Here is a 24,715-nt window from a genome sequence, read left to right as displayed (position 1 = left end):
CGACCTCGCGCCGGCCGGCTACTCGTACGACTCGGGCTCGATCCCGGAGAGCCGCATCGCGTTGCCGGTGACGCCGAGGCTCATCCCCATGTCCCCGACGACGACAGCGACGGCGACGCTCACCAGCCCCAGCGGCACGCCGATCGCGAGCAGGAACTTCACGCCGAGGCTCGCCCAGACGTTCTGGCGGATGACCCCGTTGGCCGTGTGCGAGAGCGCGTAGAGGTACGGGAGCTTCGCCACGTCGTCGCCCATCAGCGCAATGTCGGCGGTCTCGAGGGCCGTGTCGGTCCCCGCGGCGCCCATCGCGACGCCGACGTCGGCGGTCGCCAGCGCGGGCGCGTCGTTGATCCCGTCGCCGACCATCGCTACCTCTCCGTACTCCGCCTGCAGCGACTCGACCGCTTCGACCTTCTCCTCGGGGAGGAGCTCGGCGCGGTACTCGTCGACGCCGACCGACTCGGCGATCGCCCGCGCCGTGCCCTCGTTGTCGCCGGTCAGCATCACGACGCGCTCCACGCCGAGCTCGCGGAGGCGCTCGACCGCCCGCCTCGAGTCGGGCCGCACCTCGTCCGCGACGGCGATCGCCCCGGTCAGTGAACTCGCCGTCCCGACGAGCACGACGGTCTTGCCCTCGCGTTCCAGCGCGTCGAGGCCCCCCTCGGCGAACTCGCCGGGGGCGGTGTCGGCAGCGTCGGGAGCGCCTTCAGCGACGACCCCGCCGTCGGTCTCGGCGCGGGCGCGCGAGAGGTCGAAGCCCAGCTCCTCGAACAGCGCCGGCTTCCCGGCGTAGTACGTCTCGCCGTCGATCTCCACGCGGACGCCCTTCCCGGTCAGGCTCTCGAACCCGGTCGGCTCCGTGAGGTCGCCGACGCCCGCGCGCTCGGCGCGGTCGCGGATCGCGGCGGCGATGGGGTGCTCGCTCCGGCGCTCCAGCGTCGCCGCCCGACGGAGCAGCGTCGCCTCGTCGGCCTCGCCGAGCGGGACGAGGTCGGTGACCGCGAGCTCGCCCCGCGTGAGCGTCCCGGTCTTGTCGAGCGCGACGGCGTCGACCCCGCCCATCGCCTCGAGGTGGTTGCCGCCCTTGATCAGGACGCCGTTCTTCGCCGCGCTGGTGATCCCGGAGACGACCGAGACCGGCGTCGAGATGACGAACGCGCAGGGGCAGGCGATCACGAGCAGCGTGAGCCCGCGGACGAACCACGTCCCCCAGTCCGCGGCGAAGACGAACGGGTAGCCGGCGACGTCGACCGTCACCGGGTCGGCGATGACGAGCGGCGGCACCGCGGCGGTGAGGATCGCCAGGACGACCACGACCGGCGTGTAGTACCCCGCGAAGCGGTCGACGAACCGCTCCGTCTCGGTCTTCTCGGCCTGCGCGCCCTGCACCAGCTCGATAATCCGCGAGAGGGTGGAGTCGCCCGCGGTCGAGGTCACCTCGATCTCGAGGTACCCCTCCTCGTTGATCGCGCCCGCGAAGACCTCGTCGCCGACCGCTTTGTCGACGGGGACGCTCTCGCCGGTGATCGGCGACTCGTCGACCGCGCTCTCGCCCTCGGTCACCGTCCCGTCGAGTGGGACCTTCTCGCCCGGCCGGACGAGCACGGTCTCGCCGACGGCGACGTCGTCGGTCGGGACCGTCGTTTCGTTCCCCTCCCGCCTGACGGTGGCCTCGTCCGGCGACAGCTCCATCAGCTCGCGCAGGGAGTCGCGCGCGCGGTCCATCGCGTAGTCCTCCAGGAGCTCGGCGACACTGAAGAGGACGGCGAGCGTGGCGGCCTCGACGAAGTAGCCGATCCCCGTCGCGGCGAGGATCGCCGTCCCCATCAGCAGGTCGATGTCGAGGCTCCGGTTCAGCGCCGAGTAGTAGCCGCCGCGGACGACCGGGATTCCGCTGGCCGCGACCGCGCCGACGAACAGGACGTCCGCGAGCGTGAGCGGCGCGCCGAGCACGCTCGCCACGACGGGGTTTTGCGCGATCAGGACGAACTCGAACAGGAGCCCGGCGACCACGAGGACCGCGCCCAGCCACGTCTTCTTCGCGCGCGGCGTCGTCCAGACCTCGGCGGGGGGCGCGACGGAGACGCCGGCTCCCGCGTCGGCGTCCCCGCCGCCCTCGCCGTCGGCGGACCCGTCGCCCTTCGACCGGCCGCCCGTGACCTCGTAGCCGGCGCCCTCGATCGCGGCGACAACGTCGCCCTCGTCCGCGCGGTCGGGGTCATACGTGATCGTCGCGATCCCGGCGGTCGGGTTGAGCGCGACGTCGGTCACCCCGTCGACGCGCCCGAGGGCGTTATCGACCTTCCCGGCGCACGAGGGGCAGTCCATCTCGGGGACCGCGAGTTCGGCGGTCAGCTCGCGTCGTCCGTCGCTCGCGCCGTTCTCGGCGGCTTCGTCCGCGCGTGCGTCTCCGCGTCCGTCCGGCTCGTCGTTCATTACGTCGAGAGAGGGGCCTCGTATCGATAAGCCTTAGTTGGAAATTTCCAACGCGCCTGTCCGGCGGCCCGAACCCGTCAGTCGAACGACGCGGGCGCGGCGTCGCCCGCGACCGACCGGGCGACGTGCGCCTTCGCCAGCCGCTCTTCGGCCCGGCGGAGCCGGTAGGTGAGCGTCGACCGCGGCACGTCGAGGTGGGCCGCGAGCTCGCCGGCGTCGACCGCCCGCGGCGACTCGTAGTAGCCGTGTTCGACCGCGGCCCTGAGCGCGGCCTCCTGCTCCGGGGAGAGCCCGACACCGCCCGCGTCGCCCCGCGCCTCGTCGCCGGCCGAGGCGTGCGCCGTCCTGAGCAGCTCCGTGCGTGCCGCGTCGCCCACGGCCGCCCGGAGCGCGTCGAAGAAGGCGCCCACGTCGCCCTCGCCGGAGTGGATGAGCCGCCAGGTGTAGTGGCGCCCCTCGTGGCGGGTCTCGAACAGCACGCCGTCGCCGAGGTGATCGCGGGCGATGTGCGGGACGGACGCGCAGACGGGCGTGGGCTCCCAGTCGGTGTACAGCACGAGGGTGTCGTCGGTCCGGTCGAGGACGCGGGTGGTCTGCGTCGCGCCGCAGTCCTCGGTCGCGAGGCAGTCGGCGTAGTAGTCGCCGTCGGTGAAGGCGGCCTCGACGGCCGCGAGCGCCTCCGACGCCCCGGTTGCGTGGTCGACCCGCCAGAGGTGATCGTCGGTCGCGTGCAGCGACAGCGACCGGACCCGCGTCCCGGGGTGGGCCGCGAGCGCGTCGGCCACCCGGTTGCGCCCCGGCTCGTACTCCAGGGCGAAGACGAGTTCGCGCATGAGGGCCGCTAGGCGACGGGCGGACATAACTGATGGCCCCGGCGCGTCGCGGTCAGGGGCGGTTCGAGCCGATTTCGAGGCCGCCGCGGCCGACCCCCGCCGCCGCGGTCGGATCTGTGTGCGCCCCGCTCGCGTATGCGCCCCCGAATTCGGATTTGCTATACCGATATGCGATTCATCCGTCTCGATTCCGAACGTGTTCGGGCGGGTTTCGTCCCCGTGAGAACGCTCGAAAGCGGGTTCGGTGGGTCGGTCCTACGCCGGGTATGGTCGAGAAGACGGACCGAACCGCCGGATCGGGCGGCCCGCGCTCGGCGGACGGCAGACGCTTCGAGGTGTTCGTCCGCGAGGAGGAGGCGGACCCGCTCCGCCACGTCGGCACCGTCGCCGCGCCGACGCCGAACGTCGCGCACGAGGAGGCGAGCAAGCTCTTCGCCTGGTACGCCCGCGACGTGTGGGTCTGCCCCGCCGAGGAGACGCACCGCTACTCCGCCGAGTCGCTGGCGGGGGACGAACGGAACTCCGGCGACGAGTCGGCCGCGTCCGACGACGGCGCGTCTCCGGACGGCGACGCCGAGCCGCGCGTGTACGAGGAGACCGAGGGGACGCCCACCGTCACCTGCGGCGGCGCGCCCGTCGAGGGCGATTCCGAGGAGGCCGATCCCGACGACGGCCCGACCGCGGAGGGCGACCGATGATCTCGGTCAGCAAGCTCCTCTGCGGGCTCGACGCCGAGAGCGACGGGCTCCGGTACGACGCCGCGGCGGAGTCGAAGGAGCCGCAGATCACGAACGAGAAGCAGCGCCGCCCGGTCGTCGTCTGGAACGCGACGAAGCGGTGTAACCTCTACTGCGAGCACTGCTACGCCGCGGCCGACAAGGAGAGAGCGCCGAACGAGCTGTCGACGGCGGAGGGGAAGGCGCTCATCGACGACCTCGCCGAGTTCGGCGTGCCGGTGCTCCTCTTCTCCGGCGGCGAACCGCTCGTCCGCGAGGACCTCGCGGACCTCGTCGCCTACGCCGACGACGCCGGGATCCGGCCCGTCCTCTCGACGAACGGGACCCTCCTGACCCGCGAGAGCGCCCGAGAGCTGAAGGCGGCGGGGCTCAAGTACGCCGGCGTCTCCGTCGACGGGCTCCCCGAGCGCAACGACCGGATCCGGGGAGAGGAGGGGGCGTTCGACGCCGCGGTCCGCGGGATCGAGGCATGTCTCGACGTCGGGCTCAAGACCGGGCTCCGCTACACGATCACCGAGCACAACGTCGAGGACCTGGCGGGCGTCGTCGACCTACTCGTCGACGTCGGCGTCGACCGATTCTGCTTCTACCACCTCGACTACGGCGGGCGCGGCGCCGAGATCGCCGACGTGGACCTGAGCCCGGAGGCGACCCGGAAGGCCGTCGCCGACCTCTGTGACCTCACCCGCGAGTACCACGCGGCCGGCGAGGAGATCGAGACGCTGCTCGTCGGCAACTACGCCGACGCCGGCCACCTCGTCGAGTACGCCGACCGGGAGATCGGGACTGACCGCGCCCGGCTGATCTACGACCACCTCCGGCGCAACGGCGGCGACCCGACCGGCGAGCGCGTCGCCGACGTCGACCCCGTCGGCAACGTCCACCTCACGCAGTTCTGGCAGGGGTACTCCCCCGGCAACGTCCGGGACCGCTCGTTCGGCGCCATCTGGAGCGACGAGTCGAACCCGCTCCTCGCCGGGCTCCGGAACCGCGAGGAGCGGCTCACCGGGCGGTGCGCCGACTGCGCGTACAAGGGGATCTGTCGGGGCGGCTCGCGGCTCCGCGCCCTCTCGGCGCACGGGGACCCGTTCGCGCCCGATCCGAAGTGCTACCTCACGGAGTCGGAGCGCGACGGCGCAGAGGCGTTGCGACGGATCCGCGGTGGGTCGGCGGCCGACTGACCGCGAGCGATCCTCCCGTGCGCCCGCGACGACCGGTCAGCCGTCGACCCCCTCGAAGGCGTCCGTGACGAGCTTCGCCTGCGCGGTCCGGAGCCGCTGCGAGAGCGCCGACTTGCTGATCCCGACCTCGTCGGCGAGCTCGCCGAGCGAGACGTCGGCGTCGGCGTCGAAGTAGCCGCGGACGACGGCGAGCTCCATCCCCTCCCGCTGCTTCGGGGTGAGCGCCGACAGGTCGACGGTCGCCTGCTCCGTCGACTCGGGGCCCGCGACCACGGCGAGCCGCACCAGTCGCACGCGGTCGAGGCTCTCCCTGAGCGCGGCGACCACCTCGCGGACGCCGTCGCGGTCGTCGACGTACGACGTGACCAGCACCGTCCCCTCGTCGACCCGCCGCACGTGCGGGACGTAGCCGAACTCCTGGAAGACGCGACAGAGGCAGTCGTCGGTGACCTCGCCGCGGTCCCGGCGGATCCCCTCCTCGCCGGCGGGCTGGACCTCCACCGTGCACTCGTCGCCGACCGCGTTCACGGTGACATCGCCCGCGCGCTCCGACTGCGAGACGATCGGGCAGTCCCACTCACCGGACGGGTCGACCTCGAGGTCGACCCGGAGACGTCGTTCGCCGTCGTCGCCCGCGACTTCGACCATACGGTCACTCGGTCGACCGTCGGCTTAGCTGTTCGGCGCGTCCTCACGGATCGAAAAATCGGGGCTGGGCGGCGGGGTAACCGAGCCGGTGCGGGGGACGTGCTCAGTCCTCGGACTCGGGCACGGCCTCCTCGGCCGCGGGCTCCTCGGCGCCCTCGTCGGCCGCCTCGCCCTCCTCGGAGCGGGCCGCGACCAGCGCGCCGCTGGCGACGCTGTACATCGGCTCCTCGGCCGAGCGCACGCCGCTGATCGAGAACGGGATGTTCGCGTCCTCCAGGTGGTCCGCGAACAGGTCCTTGAACCCGTTCGGGCTGGAGGTGCCGCCGGTGACGACGACGGGCACGTCGAGCCCCTCCTCGACGTCCTCCTCGTCGACCTCGCGGGTGATGTTCTCGATGACGTAGTCGAGCAGGTTCTCGTAGTAGATGGCGAGCGCGCCCTCGACGCCGCCGACGTCGGTGCGGAAGTCGAGCTCGAAGTCGTCCTCCTTGATGCTCGTCACCTTGTCGACCGGCGTTCCCGTGGCCTGCGACGTCTGCTCGTCGATCCAGTCGCCCCCGCGGGCGATGGAGAACTTCATCACGGGCACCGCGTAGTAGGCGAGACAGACGTTCGTCATCCCCGCGCCGAAGCTGATCCCGAGCCCGGTGAAGTTGTTGTCCGCGAGCTCGGAGTAGATGACCGCCATCCCCTCGTTGATCGGCTCGGGGTCGTACCCCATGTCGCCGAGCATCGACTCCAGCGTCTTCTCGTGGTACAGCGTCGTCAGCCCGGAGTCGATCGGGTCGGCCGGGCTGGAGTAGAAGAGCCGCTCGTTCGGTTTCGAGGGCTCGCCGACCACCTGCTCGGTGATGAGCTTGATCATCGGGATCGCGGAGGCCTCGTCGCTGGAGAGGATTCCGTGCTGCATCGGGCGGCGCGTCTCCTTGTTGAAGATGTTCGCGAAGTTCAAGGCGTCGTCGCCGACGACGTACACCTTGTCGTCCTTGCGGATGTGGAGGACGTCGCTGCGAGAGAGCATCTGCTCGGCCATGTCGCTGTACTCGATCTCGACGAACGAGTTCCGCTGCTGTACGAACACCGTCTCCGCGCCTTCCTGTCGTCCGGAGAGGATGTTCATCGTGCCGACGTCAAGGCCCTTAGCCATACACCCTCGTTTCATTCCGCACTTCATAAACGTTCGTGGCCGATTCCGAGCCGAGAGAATCGCGGGCCGGGATCCCCCTCGCGAGAGCGAGCGGCGCGATCGCCCGGCTCGAATCCCGGGTCGTTTATGTGCCGCGCGGCGGTGGACGGAGACGACGTGAACGACACAGCGCGCGGGGTCGCGGAGCTGGCGCGGCCGGCGAACTGCGTCGCCGCCGCGGTCCTCACGGGGACGGGCGCGTTCGTCGCCGGCGTCGGCGGCGCCGTCGTCCCCGCGGCCGTCGCCGCGGTCGTTACCGCGTTCGCGGTCGCCGCGGGCAACGCGATCAACGACTACTTCGACCGCGACATCGACGCCGTCAACCGGCCGGACCGCCCGATTCCGCGCGGCGCCGTCTCGGCGCGCGGCGCGCTCGCCGTCGCCGCCGTCTGGTTCCTCGTCGCCGTCGCGTTCGCGGCCCTCCTGCCACCGCTGGCGATCGCCATCGCCGCCGTCAACCTCGTCGCGCTCGTCACCTACACGACGGTATTCAAAGGAACGCCCGGGCTCGGCAACGCGCTCGTCTCCTACCTCGTCGGCTCGACGTTCCTGTTCGGCGGCGCCGCGGTCGGCGCGCCGGGCGACGTCGTCGTCCTCGCGCTCCTCGCGGGGCTCTCGACGTTCACCCGCGAGGTGATCAAGGACGTCGAGGACGTGGCCGGCGACCGCGAGGAGGGGCTCCGCACCCTCCCGATCGCGGTCGGCGAGGAGCGGGCGCTCTGGGTCGGCGCCGCCGCGCTTCTCGTCGCCGTCGCGGCCAGTCCGGTGCCCTACCTCGCCGGCACCTTCGGCGGCGTCTACCTCCTGCTCGTCGCCGTCGCCGACGCGGTCATGCTGTACGCCTGCTACGAGGGGTTCGGCGACCCGGCGAGCGCGCAGCGACGGTTCAAGTACGGCACCTTCCTCGCGGCGGCCGCGTTCGTCGTCGGCCGGGCGGCGCTGCTCGTCTGAGAGAGCGATCGGAGAGCGCCGCGGGTCGCAGGGATGTGACCCACGGCACCGCGGCTCGTCGGACGGGGTCGTTCGAAAAACCGGATCCGTGAATCGCTCGACGGCGGACGGTCAGGTGACGGTCACGCGACGTTGAAGCCCTTGTCGCGGAGGAAGTCCTCCACGCGGCCCGAGTGGTTCCCCTGCAGCTCGATGGCGCCGTCCTCGACGGTGCCGCCGCAGGCGAACTTCGACTTGAGATCCGACGAGAGGGAGCTCAGGTCGACGTCCTTCGGGTCGAATCCTTCGATGACCGTTACCTCCTTACCGTACCTGCGCTCGTCGATGCGGATGCTGATCTGCTGGGACTCCTTCGCGACGTCCTCGCAGACGCAGAGTTCCTGGGGCAGTCCGCACGTCGAGCAGACTTCCGACATTACGGCCGAACCTACAGGGTGACCGTATTAAATAGTGTCGGGAGTGCGGCCGCGTCGGACGTCCGTCGCCCGTTCTCTCGGACCAGCGACCGGATCGAGCGCGCGAACGGGGATCGGCGCCGTCCGGACGCCTCAGTCGAACAACCGACCGAGAATCGGCGTCGCCTCCAGCGCGAGCCGCCGGACGGTTCGGCGCGCCTCGTCGGCCTCCTCGCGGGTCACCGTCCCGGCGTACGTCGCCCGCTCGTACGTCTCGCCGACGGCGAGCGCGCGCTCGTCGAGCCCGCGGAGCCGGAGCGCGTGGAGGTAGGCCCGCGGGGTCTCCCCGGCGCGTCGCGTGCGGTAGCGACGAGCGAGCAGGTACTCCAGGTCGGCGAACGCGCGCCGCGCGTCCGTGGTCGGGTCCGAGCCGATCCACGGGAGCCGGAGCCGCGCGGCGCGCCGCGCTCGTTCGCCGACGCCGAAGAGACGGGCGCCGGTGACGGCGATCACGGCGGCGAACAGCCAGTACGCGACGGTCTCTCCCGACGGAAGGGGGGAGTCGTCCCCGCTCGGCCGCGCCTCGCCGCTCACCGCGCCGCGGGTGAGCCCCTCCTGTCTCGCTCCGACCGCCTCCCGGCGGTCGTCGGCGTCTCCGTCCGCGGCGTCGCCGGTCGCCGCCGTTCCGTTGCTGTCGTTCGTCCCCTCCACCGCGGTCGGTGGGCTCCCGGACTCGGGGACGATCGCCGGGGTCCCCGGCTCGGGCTCCGACGCCGGTACGTCGACATCGTCGTCGCCCGCGGCGCGCGCGTCGGCGAGTCGAGCGGTCCGGACCTCGTCGCGCTCGGAGGGCGGGGTCGGGTCGAACGCGATCCAGCCGTGCCCCGGGAAGTACGCCTTCACCCACGCGTGGGCGTCCTGGCCGCGGACGACGTACCGGTCCTCGCCGACCCGCTCGCCCTCGGAGTAGCCCGTGACGAACTGCGCCGGGACCCCCTGCGAGCGCAGCATCGCGGTCATCGTCGTCGCGAAGTAGACGCAGTAGCCGGCGTCCATCTCGAAGAGGAACGCGTCGGCCACGTCGCCGTCGGGCTTTCGGACGGTCAGCGAGTAGTCGTACTCCTCGCGCAGGTAGCGCTCGATCGCGACGGCCCGATAGTACGGGTTCTCCGCGTCCGCCGCCGAAACGATCTCCTCGGTGCGCTCGCCGACGCGGTCGGGCGTGCTCTCGGGGAGCTGGGTGTACCGGTCCTCGACCGCGGGGTCGTAGTCGGCGCTCGCGTTCCGGAGCGCAGCGGGGTCGGCGTCGGGCACCCGGCTCTCGACCGTGACCGACTCGCCCGCCCCCAGCGGCTCGGCGAGCCGGAGCGTCCCGTGCTCGTCCACCCGCGCGGTCTGGGCCGCGGGCCCGCGCACGTCGACGACCTGCCACGGCGCCGGCAGCGAGGGCGACTCCGTCTCGGCGGTGATCGTGACGGTCGCGTTCGTCGCGTCGCCGGGGGGACCGTCGAGCTCCCCCTCCAGCGGCGACTGCTCGCCTGACCGCACCCACCCGTCGCCCGTGTAGGTGTCGTACGCGCCGGCGTGCCAGTTCGTCGCGATCGGGCTCTCTATCGTGTACCGCACCGCCGGCGAGAGCCGCGTCGGGCCGACGACCTCCACCTCGTCGTCCGCCTCGATCGACGACTCCAGCGTCGGGGTGCCGCGGTCGACGCCCCACGGCTGGGCCGCGCCGGCCGGCAGGAGGGTGAGCGTCGCGCTCACGAGAACCATCGCCGCCAGCACCGTCGCGAGGGTGTCGCCGTGGTCCTGGATCCCGCCGGGCGTCGACAGCGTCGAGAGGCCGGCCGCGAGCGCGACGCCGACGACCCCGGCGAGCGTGGTCGTCCCGCCCGCGTCGCCCGTGAGCACGAGGAACACGAGCGTGCCGCCCGCGACCCCCGCGGCGCCGACGTGGCGCCCGCGGCCGACGAGGTAGCCGACGAGGAACGTCGGCACGGGCGCGACCGCGAGCACCCACACGTCCGCGAGCGCGAGCCGGAGGATCGAGAGCCCGGTCAACAGCGAGACCACGTCGATCGCGACCCGCTCGACCGAGAACAGCGCGCGCTGGCTCGCGGGGATCGCGAAGTAGTACCCCGCGAGGGTCGCGGCGAACAGGAGACCGGTCAGCCGGAGTGCGGCCCGTTCGCCGACGTAGCGCGCGAGGAGGAAGCCGGCCGCGCCGGCGACCGCGACGGCGACCGCGACCCGGTCCGTCCCGCCGACGACGTCGGTCGCGGCGAGGAACACCGACAGGTACGCCGCGGTGACGACCGCGACGCCGAGCACCGGCGGCTCGACGACCGCCCGCAGCCACCCGCGGAGGGTGCCGTCTCCGGGGCCCTCCTCGTCGTCGCCCGCTCCTCGCGACCCGCGGCTCCGGAACGCCCCGCCCCGGTCCGATCCCCCGCGACCGCCGAGCGGGTGGCCCTTCATCGGTCGATCACCTCGCTTCGGTCCGAGGACGTTCCGCCGTCGACCGCGGTCTCTCCGGCCGCCAGCCCGTCGGTGACCGCCGCGCCCGGGGCGGCGTCCGAGGGATCGCTCCCCGATTCGTCGGCGTCCGTCTCACCGTCGGCCGCTCCGCGAACCGTCGCCCCGGCCACCTCGTCGAACGGGACCGCCCGGTCGCCGACGCGGTACCGCGCGCCGCGCTCGTCGGCGACGATCCGGACGTCCGCGTCCTCGACGCCGACCGCGCCGGGACGGGTCCGCGCGGCCAGTTCGAGCACGGCCCGCCGCCCGCGAGCGCCCGGGTCGGCCGAGACCTCGCCGCCGGGGAGCGTCAGGTCGACCGGCACGCCGTCGTCCAGCAGCGCCAGCGCGAGGCTGGCGGCCGCGCTCGCCAGGTCGTCGTCGGGGCCCCGATCGGCCGCGCTTTCGACCCTGCTCGGTCTCCCGCTCCCGCCGGCGGTCTCGCCCGCGATCGACACGCGACCGCGTTCCGTCTCCGCGGCGAACGCCTTCACCACGAGCTCGTCGTGTTTCGCCGTCGCCGGCCAGTGGACGTCTCGGAGGGGGTCGCCGCGCGCGTACTCCCGGAGCCGGTCGAACTCCTCGCGCCGCCGGCTCGCCCCGACGGCGTCGTCGGCGTACAGCGCCCGGCGGAACCACGTCGGGATCTCGCGGCACGCCGGGTACGCGAGGGCCGCGTCGTCCGCCTCGATCACCGCCCGTCGCTCGAAGAGCCCGAGGACGTCGCTCGCGGCCACCGTGACCGGGCCGAAGCGCCGCTCCCCCCGGCGCAGGTAGCGGACGCGGTACGTCGCGGGGGCGCCGCCGACGGAGGTGCGGACCGGTCCCTCCGGCCCTTCCAGCCCGTCGTCGAGCGCGTCGTCGACGTCGGCGACGTACGCGGGCGACACCTCACCGCTCGGTCCCCGGCCGCGGAACGCGATCCGCACCTCACCGGTCTCGCCGACGAACCCGTCGGGCGGGAGTTCCCGCCTCACCGCCGGCTCCTCGATCCGGGCGAGCTGAACGTACCCCGCCGCGAGCGCGACCGCGCTCGGGAGGACGACCGCCTCCAGCGACCGCCCGCCGGCCGCAAGCGCCATCAGAGCGCCGACGACGCAGACCGCGGCGACGACGCGGCCTCGGCGGGTGAGAGTCGGCGAGGACACGGGCGATCACTCCACGCTCGTCCGGTTCAGGGAGTCTTCGACCACCTCCGCCCCGTCGGTCCCGGAGTCGGAGCGGACGCGATGCGCGAGCACGGTCGGCGCCTCGGCCTGCACGTCGTCGGGGATCACGTACCCGCGGCCGTCGAGCGCGGCGCGCGCCTGCGCGGCCCGGAGCAGCGCGAGGCTCCCCCGGGGGCTCACGCCGAGCCGGGCGTTCCGCCGCGTGTACGTCGCCAGCCGCGCGACGTACTCTCGGACCGGCTCGGTCGCGTCGACGTCGGCGACGGCGGCCCGGGCGCGCCGGACCTCCCCGATCGACGCGACCGGCTCGACGGCGTCGACGGGGTGGTCGCCCGCCATCCGCCCGATGATCTCGGCCTCGTCCTCGGTGCTCGGGTAGCCGAGCCGGATCTTCTTCGTGAACCGGTCGATCTCGGCCACCGGGAGCTCGTACGTCTGACCGGGCTCGACGTCGTTCTGGGTGGCGATCACGCAGAACGGGTCCGGGAGCACCCGCGTCTCCCCGTCGGTCGTCACCTGCCCCTCCTCCATCGCCTCCAGCAGGGCCGACTGCGTCTTCGGCGGCGCCCGGTTGATCTCGTCGCCGAGGACGACGTTGGCGAACACGGGGCCCGGCTGGAACTCGAACTCGTCCGTCCGCTGGTTGAACACGTTGACGCCGGTGACGTCGGCCGGGAGCAGGTCCGGCGTGAACTGGACGCGCTTGAACGAGCCGTCGACCGAGCGCGACACCGCCTTCGCGAGCGTCGTCTTTCCGACGCCGGGCACGTCTTCCACAAGGAGGTGCCCGCGGGCGAGGATCGTGACCACGACGTGTTCGACCGCCGCACGCTTCCCGACGATCACCGCCTCGACGTTGTCGACGACGCGCTCCGCGAGCGCGGCGACCTCGTCGAGCGCCATCGGGGGCCGCTCCGCCTCGCCCGTTCCGTCGGCGTCGACCCCGGTCGGTCCCGTCTCCGCGGCGTCCGTCATGACGGCGGTCGCCGCTTGGCGGTCCGGGCCGCTCGTACGCCCGTCTCGCTACCACGTCTCGTGTCAAGGACACCCACGACCATCGATATGGCCTCGCTAAGGATAGCAACGACATATGCGTTCCGCCGAGCGGCACCGCCGGTACGCGGGCGATCCGGGCTCGGACCGTCCGACCTACGACCGCCGGACGTTCCGACCGGCCGACTCGCCGAACGACTCCGCGCCCGTGACGGGGTCGCGCTCGTAGACGACCTCGCCACGGACGAGCGTCAGCTCCGGGAAGACGCCCTGTAACCCCTCGAACGGCGTCCAGCCGCAGGCGCCGTGGAGCGCGCCCGCCTCGATCTCCCGCGGGTTCGTCAGGTCGACGAGGACGAGGTCGGCGTCGGCGCCCTCGGCGACCCGCCCCTTCGACTCGACCCCGAAGATCGACGCGGGGTTGGCGGCGGCGACGTCGCGGACGCGCTCCATGGTCAGCTCTCCCTTGCGCACGGACTCCAGGAGGAGCGGGTAGAGCGTCTCGACGCCGGGCACGCCGCTCGGCGCGTCGGCGAGCCCCCGCCGCTTCTCGGCGACGGTGTGGGGCGCGTGGTCGGTGGCGACGACGTCGACGTCGCCGTCGCGGAGGCGCTCGAAGACGCCGGCCCGGCGCTCCTCGGAGCGGAGCGGCGGGTTCATGCGGCCGAAGGTGCCGAGCCGGCCGGCGTTCTCACGCGAGAGGAACAGGTGGTGCGGGGTGACCTCGCAGGTGGGCGGGGCGGCGCCCGCGGTCGCCTCCTCGTCTCCGCTTCCCTCCTTCTCGGACTCCCGAGCGGCGACGACGGCGTCGATGCCCTCCGGCGTCGACGTGTGGGCGATATGCACCTGCGCGTCGCTCTCGGCGGCCGCGTCGAGGGCGCGCTCGATCGCGGCGACCTCCGCCTCGGCGGTCCGGTAGGCCGACCACGCGTCGGCGTTCGCGGCGGTGCCGGCCCCGCCGAGGTCGCCGTCGAGCGCGGTCTCGTCGAACAGCGTCTCGTCCTCCGCGTGGACCGTGACGGGGACGTCGCGGGCGGCGGCCTCGGCGAGCGCGTCCTCGAACAGGTCGACGGCGATCCCCATCTCGCCGGTCGAGTCGGCGAGGAACACCTCGCCGAGCGCGAACAGGGGCCGCTCGAACAGGCTCTCGGGGTCCCAGCCGGCGGTGACGCCGCCGTTGATCCCGTAGTCGACGAGCGAGTCGGCGGCGAGTTCGGCCTTCTCGTCGAACGCGTCGCCGTCGACCGTGGGCGGCGAGGTGTTCGGCTGGTCGACGACCGTCGTCACGCCGCCGGCGGCCGCGCTCCGCGAGCCGGAGGCCCACGTCTCCTTGTGGCTCCCGCCCGGCTCCCGGAAGTGGACGTGGACGTCGACGGCGCCGGGCAGGAGGTGTCGCCCGCGGGCGTCGACGACGCGCTCGCCCGCGTCGGGGTCGAGCCCGGCGTTCGTCGGTTCGACCGCGTCGATGGCCCCGTCTCGGATCCGAACGTCGCGGACGCGTCCGTCGGCGAGCTCCGCGCCGGTGATGAGCATGCGTACGCGCTCGCGGCGCGACGCTTAAAGCGTGTGATCCGCGAAAGCGCGGGATCCGCGCGATCCGCCGCGACCCCGCCACCACAAAGCGTTTGACACGTCCGGCGAGAGACGGCGTATGGTCCTCGATCCCGTCAGCGTCGCCGCCGCGCCCGCGGTCGTCGACACGGCGGTCGCTTGGCTCTGGACGCTCGCGCTGTTCGCCCTCCCCGGACTCGTCGCCGCCGTCTGCTGGACCCCCTTCCTGCTCTCGGCGCGGCTCCGGGCGCTGTTCGTCGCGCTCCCGCCGGCGGGGCGGCTCGCCCCCTCGTACGTCGGCGTCGCGCTCGCGCTCTCGGTCCCGTACCTCGTCGGCGTCGTCCTGACGGTGTGGCTCGTCGACTCGGCGGGGCCCGGCTGGAGCGAGGGGTTCCTCGACACCGCGCTGTTCGGCGGAGTCCTCGTCGGGTTCGTCGCCCCCGCGGTCGCCGGGGCCGGGCTCCCGCGGCTCGGCGTCGACTGGGACCCGACGGGGTACGGGCCGGGGACGTGGGCCCTCCTCGTCGCCGCCGGAGTGTGGTACGCCGTCGTCGCCGCGGTGCCGCTGGTCGCGCTCGCGGTGGGTATGGCGTTGCCGGGCGGGTACTGAGAGCGCGACCGGCGGACGCCGGCGGCACCGCGAGGCTCAGCGGCGGTCGTCGACACCGTAAGATTTTGTTGATTCGCGTCGCCATCGCTCGGACATGTTCCCCGCCCCGTTCCGGCTGTTCTTCGTCGCCGTCCCCCTCCTCGTCGCCGCGGGCGCGCTGGCGATGGCGGCGTTCCCGCGTCGGCTGACGAGCTGGCAGGCCAGCGGTCCCGACGGGAGGACGCGGATCGAGCCGAGCGAGACGCGGATCCTGCTGATGCGCGTGATGGGCGTCGTCGTCGCCGGACTCGCGATCCTCATGGTGGTCGCGAACTTCGCGTTCATCCCCTGAGACGGCGACCCCGCCGTTCGCTCTCGCGAGTTCCGCCCCCGGGGCTTTTAGGTTGGACCGCCCCCGCCGAGACCGCTTCTTGGCCCCGTGCCAATCGATGCCGACGCTCCGATACGGTTTTGGGTCGCCCCGCGGAATCCCCGTTAAATGCTGTCTCGACAGTTCGTCCGGGAGAACCCCGAGGTCGTCCGCGAGGCGCTCGCCAACAAGGGCGTCGACGTGGACCTCGACCGGATACTCGACGTCGACGAGGAGTGGCGGGAGCTGAAGAGCCGCGGCGACGACCTGCGCCATGAGCGCAACGAGGTCTCCTCGACGATCGGCGAGCTCAAACAGGCCGGCAAGGACGAGGAAGCGGACGAGGCGATCGAGCGCTCCCAAGAGCTCAAGGCCGAACTCCAAGCGGTCGAGGAACGCGCCGACGAGTTGGAGGCCGAACTGGAGGAGTCGCTGCTCGAGCTCCCGCAGATCCCGCAGGAGTCGGTGCCGGTCGGCGCCGACGAATCGGAGAACGTCGAGCGGCGCCGCGAGGGGTTCGACGATCTCCGGGAGCTTCCCGGCGACGTGGTGCCGCACTACGACCTCGGCGAGGACCTCGAGATCCTCGACTTCGAACGCGGCGCGAAGGTCGCGGGTGCCGGCTTCTACGTCGCGAAGGGCGACGGCGCCCGGCTGGAGCACGCCCTGATCCAGTTCATGCTCGAAATCCACCGCGAGCAGGGGTACGAGGACGTTTTCCCGCCGATCCCGGTCAACTCGGCGTCGATGCGGGGCACCGGACAGCTCCCGAAGTTCACCGAGGACGCCTATCGCGTCGAGGGCACCAACGAAGACGAGTACGACGACGACGACCTCTGGCTGCTCCCGACCGCGGAGGTGCCCGTGACGAACCTCCACCGCGACGAGATCCTGCTCGGCGAGGACCTCCCGCTGAAGTACCAGGCGTACACGCCGAACTTCCGGCAGGAGGCGGGCGAACACGGCACCGAGACGCGCGGGATCGTCCGCGTCCACCAGTTCAACAAGGTGGAGATGGTGAACTTCGTGCGCCCGGAGGAGAGCGACGAGCGCTTCGAGGGCCTCGTCGACGAGGCCGAGGAGGTGCTGCGCCGGCTCGAGCTCCCCTACCGCATCCTGGAGATGTGCACCGGCGACCTGGGGTTCACGCAGGCGAAGAAGTACGACATCGAGGTGTGGGCGCCCGCCGACGACATGGACGAGGGACCCGACCGCGGCGGCCGCTGGCTGGAGGTCTCCTCGATCTCGAACTTCGAGGACTTCCAGGCGCGCCGCGCGCAGATTCGCTACCGCGAGGAGCACCACGAGTCGGCGGAGCACCTCCACACCCTGAACGGCTCCGGGCTCGCGGTCCCGCGGATCGTCGTCGCCATCCTGGAGTACTACCAGAACGACGACGGCACCGTCACCGTCCCCGAGGCGCTCCGACCCTACATGGGCGGCACGGAGGTCATCGAGGGCCACGACGCGGTGGGCGAGACGAAGCTTGGCGGCGAGTAGGCGGCGCCCCGCGTCTCGGTCACCACGAGGTGGACTCGCCCTCGATCACGCCGGGGCGGGCTACTCCTCCTGCGGGGGGACGCCGAGCTCCCCGTTCCACGCGTAGTAGCCGATCGCGACGGCCGCCATCACGAAGCCGGTCGCCACGCCGAGCGGAATGCTCCCCTCGGCGACGTACGAGACGAGTGCGAACACCGCACAGAACGCCACGACGTAGACGGCCGACTGCCGGAGCGCCAGCGACCGATCGAACGTCTCGGGCAGCTGCATGGGCGGACGCTCGGCGCATCCGAGTATAGCTCTTTCCTCTTCCGACCGCGTTCGGGCGTCGCTTCGAAACCGCTACTGGTTCTCTAGGGCGTCGAGGATACACGCGGCCGCCACCACGGCCTCCTTCGGCACGTCGCTCGCGTCGTCGATGGTGACCGTGTAGGCGTCGCGCAGCGAGAACTTCCCCTCGATGTCGCCGACGTGACCGCCGTCGGCGTCGAATATCTCGTACTTGTTCGGGACGAGGTTCGCGGCCGAGATCAGGTGCCGGAGCCCCGCCATCAGCTTGCTCTTCGACTTGATGGTCGCCAGCGCCTCCCCCGTCTCGGGGTCGCGGATCGTCCAGTTCTCGACGAACAGCGAGTAGTCCTCGTCGAGGACGACGACCTCCTCGCCGGTGCCCGAATCGACGATGGCGTAGTTGCCGCCGATGTCGACGATCCCGCCCGCCTTCACCGAGAAGGCGTCGTCGCCGTCGCCGGTGACGAACGGGAACTCCTCTTTCAGCTTGAACATCTTCTGTTTCCCGCGCAAGACGACGTTCCCGGCGCTGTCGCGAACGGTGTACTTGTTCCGGATCGCCGACTGCTTCACCTCGTAGCGGTCGTCGTCGAGGTCGACCGTGGAGATGTCGTAGGCGTCCGAGTCGGAGGGGAACACGGAGTGCTCGCTCATGGCCGGCAAGAGAATCAGGCGCCGGAAAACGGTTCCGCTCGCTTCGGTGGGCGGCGTCGTCTGATCCCGCCGGCGCCCGTCGGGGCGTCAGCCGCCCGCCAATCAGGGCGTCAGCCGCGTGATCGAGAGCCATTCGACGTCGGCGTCGCGGGCCGCGTCGCCGGCGTTTCCGGGGGCGTCGCCGTCGGCGTCCCTCCCGACCGCCGTCAGGGCGAACACCATCTCCTTGCGGACGCCTCCCGCGAGCCGCACGTCGAGCGAGAGCTCGCGGGGCGAGAACCGGTGGTCGGCGTCGACGACCCGCACGAGGTGCTCGGAGTGCGGCAGGTCCTCGACCGTCTCCACGTCGAGGTACGTCCGGAAGTCGGCGCCGAACTTGAAGCCGGTCTTCGGGACCGCGTCGGCCGCGCGGAGGCGCTTGTAGACGGCGAGCCGGCGGTCGAACCGCTCGCCCTCGACGTCGCGGCCGCGGGCGACGACCGCGGCGGCGGGGCCGTCCGGCGCCGTCCCGTCAGCGCCGTCTTCGCCGGCGGTCTCGCCCGCCGCCCCGACCGACGCCGACAGCGACAGGACGCCGTCGGCCGCGAGCGACGCGGCCTCGACGAGGGAGAGCTGGAGCGCGCCCTCGACCGCGGCCGCGCGGCCGGTGAGCGGCTGGCCGTAGAAGCCGCGCTCGTAGAGGGCCTCGGGGGCGTCCCAGACGACGACGCGGTCGGAGAGGAGGACCCCGTCGAGCCGGTCCGGCGGGTCGTAGTCGGTCGCGCCCTCGATCCGGCCCTCGGTCGCCGCGAAGTAGGTGATGTCGGACTCCTCGTCGACGACCGCGAGGGTGCGTCCGGCGAGCCCGGCGGCCGCGAGCTCCTCGCGCTCGCCGACGACCTGCACCGGGTACTCCACGTTCCCCGTGTCGGGCGTCGAGCCGCGTTCGTAGGCGACGAAGTCGACCGCGTCGGCGACGTCCGCGGTCCCGCCGGGCCACGGCTCGCGGGCCGGCGAGAGGTAGAAGCCTCGGTCGCGGAGGTCCGAGTAGACGAGGTACCGCACCGCGAAGCGGTCGGCGGCGGCCGCGCTCTCGACGAAGAAGCGCTCGAAGCCGACCGGGTCGGCGTCGGGGGCGAGGGCGACCCCGGAGAGGTCGCCCCGGAAGAGGAGGTGGGCCGCCTCGACGCGCGAGAGCGCGATCTCGTTCCCGTCGAGCGGGCGCCCGTAGCCCCGGGAGTCGTAGAAGCGCTGGCGGGCGTCGCCGGCGACGTGTACCGCGTCGCCGCGCAGGTGCCCTGTCGGTTGCATACCCGAAGGCGGGCCCGGCCGAGGTAAGGGGGTTGCGGTCGGCGGCGCGGCGGAGCCGAGGGAGGGGGCGAGGCGCGTATTGCGCCTCCCTCGCCCGTCCCCGGACAAGGGTAAAGGGTCATCGGCGAGTACGAGGCTTATGAACGACTCCGCAGGCCTCCGGCTCACGGTGCGTGCCGCCGAGAAGCGGGACGCGGGGCGGGGGATCGCCAGACTCCCCGAACCCGCCCGGAAGCGGCTCGGCCTCCTCAGCGGCGACACCGTCGAGATCCGCGGCGACCGCGTCGCCGTCGCGAAAGTGTGGCCCGGCGGTCCCGACGCGGCTGACGGCTCCGTCCTCATCGACGCCGACACCCGTGCGAACGCAGGCGTGAAGGTGGGCGACGCCGTCACCGTCGCGCCCGTCACGGTTGAGGACGCCAACAGCGTCGTCCTCGCCGCCCCCGCGCGGCTCGCCGACGTCGACGTGAGCCGCGAGGTCGTCGAGCGCGCGCTCGCCCGCGACCTCCGCGACCGCCCCGTCACCGAGGGCGAGGCGGTCCACGTCGAGCGGCTCGGCGGCCTCCGGTTCGTCGTCGCCGAGACGGACCCGGCCGGGACGGTGCGCGTGACGAACCGGACCGACGTCTCGGTGACGTACGGGGACGGGGAGGGCGACGGGCCCGCGCGGTCCGAGAGCCGTGACGACGCCGATCTGGAGGGCCAACGCGGGACGACCGACGCGTCCGGCGGCGGCGACCGCTCCGACCGCCCACGCTCGGACCGGGCCACGCCGCCCGGAAGCGACGCCCGACCGAAGGGCGATGGGACCGCTCCCCCCGCGGATCACACCGCTGGCGCGACCTACGAGGACATCGGCGGGTTAGACGAGGAACTGGAGCTCGTGCGCGAGACGATCGAGCTCCCCCTCTCCGAGCCCGAGGTGTTCACCCGGCTCGGAATCGACCCGCCGAAGGGGGTCCTCCTCCACGGGCCGCCGGGCACCGGCAAGACGCTGATCGCCCGGGCCGTCGCCAACGAGGTCGACGCCGAGTTCATCACCGTCGACGGCCCGGAGATCATGTCGAAGTATAAGGGCGAGTCGGAAGAGCGCCTCCGGGACGTGTTCGACCGCGCGAGCGAGGCCGCCCCCGCGATCATCTTCTTCGACGAGATCGACTCGATCGCCGGGAAGCGCGACGACGGCGGCGACGTGGAGAACCGGGTCGTCGGCCAGCTGCTCTCGCTGATGGACGGGCTCGACGCCCGCGGCGACGTGATCGTCATCGGCGCGACGAACCGCGTCGACACCCTCGACTCCGCGCTCCGCCGAGGCGGGCGCTTCGACCGCGAGATCGAGATCGGCGTCCCCGGCGAGGCCGGTCGCCGCCAGATCCTCGACGTCCACACGCGCCGGATGCCCCTCGCCGACGACGTGGACTTGGACCGGATCGCGGGCCGGACGCACGGGTTCGTCGGCGCCGACATCGAGGGGCTCGCGCAGGAGGCGGCGATGACGGCGCTCCGCCGCGCCCGCGAATCGGACGCGAAAGCGCTCGACGACGTGACCGTCTCGAAGGCCGACTTCGAGGCCGCCCACGCCAACGTCGAGCCGAGCGCGATGCGCGAGTACGTCGCGGAGCAGCCGACCACCGTCTTCTCTGACGTCGGGGGGCTCTCGGCGGCGAAGGAGAAGCTGGAGCGCGCCGTCACGTGGCCGCTGACCTACGGGCCCCTGTTCGACGCCGCCGACGCCGACCCGCCGACGGGGATCCTGCTGCACGGCCCGCCGGGCACCGGGAAGACGCTGCTCGCGCGGGCGATCGCCGGCGAGAGCGGGGTCAACTTCATTCAGGTCGCCGGCCCGGAGCTGCTCGACCGCTACGTCGGCGAGTCGGAGAAGGCGGTCCGGGACCTGTTCGACCGCGCCCGGCAGGCGGCCCCCGCGATCGTCTTCTTCGACGAGATCGACGCCATCGCGGCCGACCGCGACGGCGCGGGCGGGGACGGCTCGGGCGTCGGCGAGCGCGTCGTCTCCCAGCTCCTCACGGAGCTGGACCGCGCCAGCGACAACCCGAACCTCGTCGTGCTCGCGGCGACGAACCGGCGGAAGGCGCTCGATCCCGCCCTGCTCCGGCCGGGGCGACTAGAGACGCACATCGAGGTGCCCGAGCCCGACCGCGAGGCGCGCCGGAAGATCCTCGACGTCCACACCCGCGAGAAGCCGCTGGTGGAGGGGGTGGACTTGGAGCGCCTCGCCGACGAGACGGAGGGGTACTCCGGCGCGGAGATCGCCTCGCTGTGCCGCGAGGCCGCCCTCGTCGCCATCGAGCGCGTCGCCGACGAGCACGGCGCGGCCGCGAACGACCACGCCGACGAGGTGGGGATCACGAGCGACGACTTCGCGGCCGCGCTGGAGACGGTGCGGCCGGCGACGCCCTGAGAGATGAGCGCCGAGGGGGACTCGCGAGACGGCGACGACGCGGGAGGCGGCGACGGTCCGGCGACCGACGGCGACGCCGCTGTCGACCCGCCCACGCTCCGCGGGCTCCTCGCCAGCGTTCGCGCGGCGGTCCGGGCGCAGCCCCCGCGGGACCTCTTCCTCGTCGCCGTTCCGCTGCCGGCGCTGCTCGTCGCCGTGAGCCTCACGCCGGGGACCGAGGCTTGGCGCCTCTCCCTTTCGACCGGCGGCGTCTTCGAGAGCCGGTGGGCGCTGTGGACCGCGTTCGCGTCGAGCTTCGTCCACGCGAGCCCGGCGCACCTCCTCGACAACCTCGTCAACTACTGGCTGCTCGTCGCGGTCGCGTACCCCCTCTCCGTCGTCGCGGGGTGGCGCGAGCGGCTGTTCGGCGCGGCCGCGGTGTATCTCGCGGTCGTCCCCCTCGCCTCGGCGTGGGCGACGATCGTCGCGCTCGGCGGCCTCACGAACGCGCCGACCGCCGGCTTCTCCGACGTGAACAGCGCGCTCCTCGGCTACGTGGTCGTCGTCTGGTTCGCCGCGCTGGCGACCGAGGCGGGCGAGGAGGGCGAGCCCGACGGGGACGACGGGGACGCTCCCGCCCGCCCCGCCGTCGGCGTCGACGCCCGCTGGGCGGTCGTCGCCGCGCTCGGGTCGCTCGCGCTCGCGTACCTCGCGCCGAGCGGCGTCGGCTACTTCCCGTCGCTGCCGGCGGTCGGGTCCCTGTTCGCGCTCTGTGCGGCCCTCGTCGCCGTCGGGCTCTACGCCGGCGTCGGCCGGCCGCGGGTGGTCGGGCTCGATCTGCCCCCCGAACGGGAGCTGCTGTACGTCACGGGCGCGAGCGTCGCCGCCGCCGGGGTGATCGGGTCGCTGGTGGTCGTCCCGTTCGGCAGCAACGTGTTCGCGCACCTCGCCGGCTACGTCGTCGGTGTCGCGGTGCCGCTCGTCGGCGTCGTGCTCGACGGGTGAGCCGGACCGATCCGCGTGCCGACTGGCCGGGCGCGACCTCGGCTACTCCTCGGCGTGGCCGTGGCCGTGGCCGCCGTGGCCGTGCTCACCGTCGTCGTCGGTCGCCTCCGCCACCGCGTCGCCGCCGAACTCGTCGACCGGCGTCACGCTGTAGTCGACGGTGAGCGTGTCCTTCGTCGCCCGGATCTTCCCGACGAACGCCGAGATATCCTCCAGTCGGCCCTCCAGCACGAACAGCTCCATGCAGTAGCGGGAGCCGACGTGGTTGTGGAAGTTGGAGGCGACGAGCCCCTCGTGCTCGTGGCGGAGCCGCATCATCCGCTCCTCGACGCTCGTGGTCTCGTAGTCGAAGAGCACGGTCACCACTGCCATCAGCTCCCTGTCTTCCAGCTTGGCGTCCTCGAACTCGCCGAGGAGGTTCCGCGAGGCCTCGCGGACCACCTCGCTGCGCCCCGTGTAGCCGTGTTCGGCGGCGAACCCGTCGATCCGCTCAAGCAGTTCCTCCGGCATCGAGACGCTGACGACCGTCATATAATAACTTGGGCGCCAACTGTTGTTAATCTTTGAGGTCGGGGTCGTCGGCGGGGGTCCTGTCAGCCGTGAGTCCGGAGCCTCCGACGCGCTCGGAGAGCCACTCGTAGTGGTCGACGAGCGCGCGCTCGCCGGCGTCGGTCAGGGCGTAGACGTCGGCGATCCCCTCGGTGCGGCGGTCGAGGAACCCGGACTCCACCAGCGAGCGGAGCGTCGCGTAGAAGGAGCCGGGATCGATGCGCTCGTCGTAGTGGTTCTCCAGCCGGTTCTTCAGCGACTGCGCCCGCAGCTCGCCCGCGTCGTACAGCAGCGCGCAGAGGTCGCGCCGGCGACCGCTGTGGAACCACTTCGTCATGGGTCGGCTAACGGGCGCCGACTCACGTCCGTTTCGGTCGCGGGCGAGGCGCGGGGAGGGGTCACCCGCTCGCCAGCAGCTCGTCGAGCCGGTCGACGCGCCGGTCGCCGAGCACGCACCGCCCGCGGTCCTCGTGGCCGACGCGCTCGACGTGGACCGCGTCGAGCCCGGCGTTCCACGCCGCGCCCACGTCGCTCTCGCCGTCGCCGGCGTAGTAGCCGCGGTCCGCCCGCGGGTCGACGCCGAGCTCGCGCATCGCCAGCTCGATCGGCTCGGGGTCCGGCTTCCAGCCCGTCTCGTCGGTACAGCAGACCACCGCGTCGAACCGGCCGTCCAGGTCGAGCCGGTCGAGGACGGGCTCGGCGAGGAACCGCTGGCAGTGCGTGACGAGGCCGGTCGGCCCGCCGGCGTCGTCGACGCGGTCGAGCAGCCGGGCGGCGTCGCCGTGGAGGTACGTCGCCTCCGCGCGGGCGACCGGGTCCTCGACCGCGTGGAACGCGGGCCAGAAGTCGTCCGGATCGACGCCGATCTCGCGGAGGGTACCGCCCCGGGGACCGCCCAGCCCGTGCCAGAGGACGTACGCCTCCCGGTCGGAGAACCGCCGGCCGAGCCGGTCGCCGACGCGGTCGAACACCGTCCGGGTGTACGACCACTCCGCGTCGACGAGCGTGCCGTCGAGGTCGAACAGGTGGAAGTCGTAGTCGACGACGGCCATGGGCGCGCCAGTAGGCGCCGGACCGATAAGTGCGTTGTGGGGTCTCAGTCCCCTCGCACGTGGATCGACGAGCCGAGGTACTTGCGGAGGACATCGTCGACCGAGTCGGCGTTGAAGCGACCGAGGTCCGCGGCGACCTCGCGTTTCAGCGCGTCGAGGTACGCCTCGTCGGTCCGGAGCTCCCGGAAGGACGCCTCGGTGACCTCGACGCCGAGGCGGTCGCTCGCGAGGCGACGGAACGACGGCTCGTCCCCGATCTCGCCGCGCCAGAGCCGGTCGCGGAAGAACGCCCACCCGTCCGCGCCGGGCTCGGGAGCGGGGATCTCCATCGTCGCCTCGAAGCGGTCGGGTTCGATCGCCGCGCCGTCCGGGTCGAGCCGGAACGCGACGGCGAAGACGTAGGCGGCGTCCATCGGG

The 24,715-nt window shown here is 72.7% G+C and carries 24 protein-coding genes; 8 read left to right on the top strand and 16 right to left on the bottom strand.

The genetic code is table 11. The features are described 5' to 3' along the window. Positions 1–18 precede the first annotated feature (18 nt). Positions 19–2,436 carry a heavy metal translocating P-type ATPase gene (locus FGM06_RS01570; protein WP_206668645.1) on the bottom strand — a complete coding sequence of 806 codons (2,418 nt, stop codon included), beginning with the start codon at positions 2,434–2,436 and terminating at the stop codon, positions 19–21. A gap of 77 nt (positions 2,437–2,513) precedes the next feature. Then, positions 2,514–3,269: a helix-turn-helix domain-containing protein gene (locus FGM06_RS01565; protein WP_144796795.1), complete on the bottom strand. Its 756-nt coding sequence runs from the start codon at positions 3,267–3,269 to the stop codon at positions 2,514–2,516. Between the two features lie 266 nt (positions 3,270–3,535). On the opposite strand from FGM06_RS01565, the gene FGM06_RS01560 reads away from it, so the two are divergent. Both FGM06_RS01560 and FGM06_RS01555 read left to right on the top strand, forming a co-directional pair. Continuing rightward, a complete protein-coding gene (locus FGM06_RS01560; protein WP_144796792.1) occupies positions 3,536–3,967 on the top strand; it encodes an Htur_1727 family rSAM-partnered candidate RiPP in 432 nt (143 codons plus the stop codon). Then, the gene (locus FGM06_RS01555; RefSeq protein ID WP_144796790.1) at positions 3,964–5,187 is read left to right on the top strand and encodes a TIGR04347 family pseudo-SAM/SPASM protein; all 1,224 of its coding nucleotides are present in this window, start codon (positions 3,964–3,966) and stop codon (positions 5,185–5,187) included. The genes FGM06_RS01560 and FGM06_RS01555 overlap by 4 nt, the downstream gene beginning before the upstream one ends. A 36-nt stretch (positions 5,188–5,223) precedes the next feature. On the opposite strand, the gene FGM06_RS01550 is transcribed toward FGM06_RS01555, so the two are convergent. Together FGM06_RS01550 and FGM06_RS01545 are read right to left on the bottom strand one after the other, a co-directional pair. Further along, on the bottom strand, positions 5,224–5,835 hold the full coding sequence (locus tag FGM06_RS01550) for a helix-turn-helix domain-containing protein (RefSeq protein WP_144796788.1): 612 nt from the start codon (positions 5,833–5,835) through the stop codon (positions 5,224–5,226). Between the two features lie 103 nt (positions 5,836–5,938). Then, positions 5,939–6,982, bottom strand: a complete 1,044-nt coding sequence (locus FGM06_RS01545) for a cell division protein FtsA (protein ID WP_186310941.1) — start codon at positions 6,980–6,982, stop codon at positions 5,939–5,941. A 156-nt stretch (positions 6,983–7,138) separates the two neighbouring features. On the opposite strand from FGM06_RS01545, the gene FGM06_RS01540 reads away from it, so the two are divergent. After that, positions 7,139–7,972 (top strand): geranylgeranylglycerol-phosphate geranylgeranyltransferase, encoded by an 834-nt coding sequence (locus FGM06_RS01540; protein WP_144796784.1) that lies wholly within the window; start codon positions 7,139–7,141, stop codon positions 7,970–7,972. Between the two features lie 122 nt (positions 7,973–8,094). On the opposite strand, the gene yciH is transcribed toward FGM06_RS01540, so the two are convergent. From yciH to FGM06_RS01515, 5 genes are all read right to left on the bottom strand, one after another. Beyond that, positions 8,095–8,388, bottom strand: a complete 294-nt coding sequence (yciH, locus tag FGM06_RS01535; RefSeq protein ID WP_004596695.1) for a stress response translation initiation inhibitor YciH — start codon at positions 8,386–8,388, stop codon at positions 8,095–8,097. A gap of 132 nt (positions 8,389–8,520) precedes the next feature. Beyond that, positions 8,521–10,845, bottom strand: a complete 2,325-nt coding sequence (locus FGM06_RS01530) for a transglutaminase TgpA family protein (protein ID WP_144796782.1) — start codon at positions 10,843–10,845, stop codon at positions 8,521–8,523. Continuing rightward, positions 10,842–12,032, bottom strand: coding sequence for a DUF58 domain-containing protein (locus tag FGM06_RS01525; protein ID WP_241662511.1), 1,191 nt, complete (start codon positions 12,030–12,032; stop codon positions 10,842–10,844). Before FGM06_RS01525 ends, FGM06_RS01530 begins: the two co-directional genes overlap by 4 nt. 6 nt (positions 12,033–12,038) lie before the next feature. After that, on the bottom strand, positions 12,039–13,028 hold the full coding sequence (locus FGM06_RS01520; protein ID WP_144796780.1) for an AAA family ATPase: 990 nt from the start codon (positions 13,026–13,028) through the stop codon (positions 12,039–12,041). Positions 13,029–13,202: 174 nt separating this feature from the next. Further along, on the bottom strand, positions 13,203–14,579 hold the full coding sequence (locus FGM06_RS01515) for a dihydroorotase (RefSeq protein ID WP_144796778.1): 1,377 nt from the start codon (positions 14,577–14,579) through the stop codon (positions 13,203–13,205). A gap of 118 nt (positions 14,580–14,697) precedes the next feature. On the opposite strand from FGM06_RS01515, the gene FGM06_RS01510 reads away from it, so the two are divergent. From FGM06_RS01510 to serS, 3 genes are all read left to right on the top strand, one after another. After that, positions 14,698–15,207 (top strand): hypothetical protein, encoded by a 510-nt coding sequence (locus tag FGM06_RS01510; protein WP_144796776.1) that lies wholly within the window; start codon positions 14,698–14,700, stop codon positions 15,205–15,207. 94 nt (positions 15,208–15,301) lie between these two features. Further along, entirely contained in the window at positions 15,302–15,538 is a 237-nt protein-coding gene (locus FGM06_RS01505; RefSeq protein ID WP_144796774.1) for a hypothetical protein, read from the top strand. 147 nt (positions 15,539–15,685) lie between these two features. After that, positions 15,686–17,056: a serine--tRNA ligase gene (gene serS, locus FGM06_RS01500; RefSeq protein ID WP_144796772.1), complete on the top strand. Its 1,371-nt coding sequence runs from the start codon at positions 15,686–15,688 to the stop codon at positions 17,054–17,056. A 60-nt stretch (positions 17,057–17,116) separates the two neighbouring features. Here the strand turns inward: serS and FGM06_RS01495 are convergent, their stop codons facing one another. The 3 genes from FGM06_RS01495 to endA form a co-directional block, all read right to left on the bottom strand. Next, positions 17,117–17,326: a hypothetical protein gene (locus FGM06_RS01495; protein ID WP_144796770.1), complete on the bottom strand. Its 210-nt coding sequence runs from the start codon at positions 17,324–17,326 to the stop codon at positions 17,117–17,119. 72 nt (positions 17,327–17,398) lie between these two features. Next, positions 17,399–18,001, bottom strand: a complete 603-nt coding sequence (locus FGM06_RS01490) for an LURP-one-related/scramblase family protein (RefSeq protein ID WP_144796768.1) — start codon at positions 17,999–18,001, stop codon at positions 17,399–17,401. A gap of 102 nt (positions 18,002–18,103) precedes the next feature. Beyond that, entirely contained in the window at positions 18,104–19,291 is a 1,188-nt protein-coding gene (gene endA / locus FGM06_RS01485; RefSeq protein WP_144796766.1) for a tRNA-intron lyase, read from the bottom strand. Between the two features lie 139 nt (positions 19,292–19,430). Here endA and FGM06_RS01480 point away from each other — a divergent pair, with 139 nt between their 5' ends. Then, complete coding sequence (locus tag FGM06_RS01480) at positions 19,431–21,713, top strand: AAA family ATPase (protein WP_144796763.1); 2,283 nt, start codon at positions 19,431–19,433, stop codon at positions 21,711–21,713. 3 nt (positions 21,714–21,716) lie between these two features. Next, complete coding sequence (locus FGM06_RS01475) at positions 21,717–22,697, top strand: rhomboid family intramembrane serine protease (protein ID WP_144796761.1); 981 nt, start codon at positions 21,717–21,719, stop codon at positions 22,695–22,697. Positions 22,698–22,739: 42 nt separating this feature from the next. On the opposite strand, the gene FGM06_RS01470 is transcribed toward FGM06_RS01475, so the two are convergent. The 4 genes from FGM06_RS01470 to lwrS form a co-directional block, all read right to left on the bottom strand. Continuing rightward, entirely contained in the window at positions 22,740–23,228 is a 489-nt protein-coding gene (locus FGM06_RS01470; protein ID WP_144796759.1) for a CopG family ribbon-helix-helix protein, read from the bottom strand. A 25-nt stretch (positions 23,229–23,253) separates the two neighbouring features. After that, on the bottom strand, positions 23,254–23,583 hold the full coding sequence (locus FGM06_RS01465) for a PadR family transcriptional regulator (RefSeq protein ID WP_144796757.1): 330 nt from the start codon (positions 23,581–23,583) through the stop codon (positions 23,254–23,256). Positions 23,584–23,644: 61 nt separating this feature from the next. Then, a complete protein-coding gene (locus FGM06_RS01460; protein WP_144796755.1) occupies positions 23,645–24,298 on the bottom strand; it encodes an HAD family hydrolase in 654 nt (217 codons plus the stop codon). A 44-nt stretch (positions 24,299–24,342) separates the two neighbouring features. Continuing rightward, positions 24,343–24,711, bottom strand: coding sequence for an LWR-salt protein (gene lwrS, locus FGM06_RS01455; protein ID WP_144796753.1), 369 nt, complete (start codon positions 24,709–24,711; stop codon positions 24,343–24,345). Positions 24,712–24,715 lie beyond the last annotated feature (4 nt).

The organism is Halorubrum depositum, assembly GCF_007671725.1.
In the GTDB taxonomy this organism is placed as follows: Archaea; Halobacteriota; Halobacteria; order Halobacteriales; family Haloferacaceae; genus Halorubrum; species Halorubrum depositum.
This window is presented reverse-complemented; position numbering and strand designations above follow the sequence as displayed.

Bases quoted from the DNA above. Each gene is read 5' to 3' on its own strand.
- FGM06_RS01555 (WP_144796790.1), top strand. From the start codon at position 3,964: ATGATCTCGGTCAGCAAGCTCCTCTGCGGGCTCGACGCCGAGAGCGAC.
- FGM06_RS01510 (WP_144796776.1), top strand. From the start codon at position 14,698: ATGGTCCTCGATCCCGTCAGCGTCGCCGCCGCGCCCGCGGTCGTCGAC.
- FGM06_RS01505 (WP_144796774.1), top strand. From the start codon at position 15,302: ATGTTCCCCGCCCCGTTCCGGCTGTTCTTCGTCGCCGTCCCCCTCCTC.
- endA (WP_144796766.1), bottom strand. From the start codon at position 19,291: ATGCAACCGACAGGGCACCTGCGCGGCGACGCGGTACACGTCGCCGGC.
- serS (WP_144796772.1), top strand. From the start codon at position 15,686: ATGCTGTCTCGACAGTTCGTCCGGGAGAACCCCGAGGTCGTCCGCGAG.
- FGM06_RS01490 (WP_144796768.1), bottom strand. From the start codon at position 18,001: ATGAGCGAGCACTCCGTGTTCCCCTCCGACTCGGACGCCTACGACATC.
- lwrS (WP_144796753.1), bottom strand. From the start codon at position 24,711: ATGGACGCCGCCTACGTCTTCGCCGTCGCGTTCCGGCTCGACCCGGAC.
- FGM06_RS01545 (WP_186310941.1), bottom strand. From the start codon at position 6,982: ATGGCTAAGGGCCTTGACGTCGGCACGATGAACATCCTCTCCGGACGA.
- FGM06_RS01465 (WP_144796757.1), bottom strand. From the start codon at position 23,583: ATGACGAAGTGGTTCCACAGCGGTCGCCGGCGCGACCTCTGCGCGCTG.
- FGM06_RS01515 (WP_144796778.1), bottom strand. From the start codon at position 14,579: ATGCTCATCACCGGCGCGGAGCTCGCCGACGGACGCGTCCGCGACGTT.
- FGM06_RS01560 (WP_144796792.1), top strand. From the start codon at position 3,536: ATGGTCGAGAAGACGGACCGAACCGCCGGATCGGGCGGCCCGCGCTCG.
- FGM06_RS01470 (WP_144796759.1), bottom strand. From the start codon at position 23,228: ATGACGGTCGTCAGCGTCTCGATGCCGGAGGAACTGCTTGAGCGGATC.
- yciH (WP_004596695.1), bottom strand. From the start codon at position 8,388: ATGTCGGAAGTCTGCTCGACGTGCGGACTGCCCCAGGAACTCTGCGTC.
- FGM06_RS01520 (WP_144796780.1), bottom strand. From the start codon at position 13,028: ATGACGGACGCCGCGGAGACGGGACCGACCGGGGTCGACGCCGACGGA.
- FGM06_RS01475 (WP_144796761.1), top strand. From the start codon at position 21,717: ATGAGCGCCGAGGGGGACTCGCGAGACGGCGACGACGCGGGAGGCGGC.
- FGM06_RS01570 (WP_206668645.1), bottom strand. From the start codon at position 2,436: ATGAACGACGAGCCGGACGGACGCGGAGACGCACGCGCGGACGAAGCC.
- FGM06_RS01480 (WP_144796763.1), top strand. From the start codon at position 19,431: ATGAACGACTCCGCAGGCCTCCGGCTCACGGTGCGTGCCGCCGAGAAG.
- FGM06_RS01530 (WP_144796782.1), bottom strand. From the start codon at position 10,845: ATGAAGGGCCACCCGCTCGGCGGTCGCGGGGGATCGGACCGGGGCGGG.
- FGM06_RS01550 (WP_144796788.1), bottom strand. From the start codon at position 5,835: ATGGTCGAAGTCGCGGGCGACGACGGCGAACGACGTCTCCGGGTCGAC.
- FGM06_RS01460 (WP_144796755.1), bottom strand. From the start codon at position 24,298: ATGGCCGTCGTCGACTACGACTTCCACCTGTTCGACCTCGACGGCACG.
- FGM06_RS01495 (WP_144796770.1), bottom strand. From the start codon at position 17,326: ATGCAGCTGCCCGAGACGTTCGATCGGTCGCTGGCGCTCCGGCAGTCG.
- FGM06_RS01565 (WP_144796795.1), bottom strand. From the start codon at position 3,269: ATGCGCGAACTCGTCTTCGCCCTGGAGTACGAGCCGGGGCGCAACCGG.